Raw genomic sequence first — 1222 nt, 5'->3', positions numbered from 1 at the left:
CTTTCAATGGATTTATTTACAATAAAAAGGCTCTAAAGCCTGTTGATATTTTATCTCCGTTTTTCAAGACAGTTCTGAACTGAGTTGAGATGGTAAATTGAGAAAACAATCCCGACATTCCAAGTAAAGGCAAGGATGGCAGATTGTTGATCATCACAAGAAAGACTTAAGGATAGCATTCATATTGTTCTGGATGCTTTTTACAAAACGGGCTGTTTAAGCGCTTCTTGACACTGCGCTGTGGTATGACAGCACCTGGACGACAAGCCGGAAGATTCTTTCCTTGAAAATTCTCACACCACGTTCCTGCCTCTGTATCTTTATAGCGGAATCCTGATTGAACCATACAAGAATCAATGAACGCCTTTTTATTTAAACTTAACTTTCTATTTTCTGGATCCTTATCATAAGGGGTTGGCATACCACATTCTAACAAGGCTTTTCCTATCTCAGTAAAATCTGCTCCTGGCTTCTCCCACATCGCCAAAGATGATGAAGGAGTTTTATTAAACTGACATCCCACTATACTTAATAAAACTATTATACTCAGTAATTTAAACAACATGTTCATTTTTTTCTCCTTCAAGGTTTTTGTTCACGATGAGAAGGGCCATAACGCTTTTTGCATATATCACTCGCATCTCCAAGACAGGTATGGGAACTTATGGGATTCATGATCACTCTCCACCATTCTTTCCACATGTTACTGCCAGTAGGTATTGTCTCGTAAGTATAGCCATTGCCGCCAATAATTCTGCTTACAAAGTCATATCTATTCCCATCAAAGCCAATAGTGGTTTGTTTGTCATCACTCACATAACCTAACAGACCGGATGCAACTAAAACATTAAAGGCTGGTCCATAGAAATTGATATTCGTGTTGTCGGCTATACCGTGCACACCTTCTTGTTTGAAAGAATTCAGCATATTCCCCAATGACATGGTACCGCGGCTATGGCCATACTCTTCCAATCCCGTGTTACCATAGCGAGACATCAGATTTTTTGCTTCTTGTGTTGAATTGGTCAAACCCCAAAAGTTATTTTCCATAAACTTCTGGTAGCCTGCTACCAGAAGTTCTGAAATAGCAGAATCGGCTTCTGGGAACACAACAAAATAAAGCGGATTATTTTTATTCTCCGCACGTTGCTCTGCATAAACAGCGGCTTCCTCTGGTGGAGTAAAGATGCCATTAAAGGACACATGCACCTTGCCATCAGCA

General features: G+C 39.9%; 1 protein-coding gene and 1 pseudogene. Both read right to left on the bottom strand.

What is annotated here, in order from left to right; all coding sequences use genetic code 11:
* Positions 1 to 166: 166 nt before the first annotated feature.
* Positions 167 to 571, bottom strand: a complete 405-nt coding sequence (locus tag ACFIO3_RS13400; protein WP_375608401.1) for a hypothetical protein — start codon at positions 569 to 571, stop codon at positions 167 to 169.
* An 11-nt stretch (positions 572 to 582) separates the two neighbouring features.
* Positions 583 to 1222 (bottom strand): annotated as a pseudogene (locus tag ACFIO3_RS13395) (filamentous hemagglutinin); the annotation flags it as partial.

The organism is Bartonella sp. AD328YNZD (assembly GCF_042196425.1).
This window is presented reverse-complemented; position numbering and strand designations above follow the sequence as displayed.